Genomic DNA, 273 nt, shown 5'->3' on the forward strand with positions numbered 1-273 from the left:
CTAGTTTTTTGACTAGGCTTTTTGTTGTTTCTGGAGTCCTTTTTCTAGAATATTCAGTGCTGCATTATAATCACGGATATGATGAACATGGCACCGTGGACATACCCATTCACGATCTGCCAGTGTCAGCTTTTCGGTCCCGTCACTTCCCATTACAAAACCGCAGTCATGACAGGTTTGGGTCGTGTTTTTAGGGCTGACCGTGATAAATTGACGGTCATAAAGGTCGGCTTTGTATGACAACATCCCCAAGAAAGACCGCCAGCCAACATC

At 45.1% G+C, this 273-nt stretch carries 1 protein-coding gene; it reads right to left on the reverse strand.

Annotation, left to right across the window (positions count from 1 at the left end; all coding sequences use genetic code 11):
• Positions 1 to 12: 12 nt before the first annotated feature.
• Positions 13 to 273, reverse strand: a 261-nt coding sequence (locus tag ACLUWI_RS10480; protein WP_412147256.1) for a zinc ribbon domain-containing protein, incomplete at its 5' end; no start/stop codon positions are given.

Origin of the sequence: Limosilactobacillus mucosae (assembly GCF_046939755.1) — a bacterium.
GTDB lineage: Bacteria > Bacillota > Bacilli > Lactobacillales > Lactobacillaceae > Limosilactobacillus > Limosilactobacillus mucosae_A.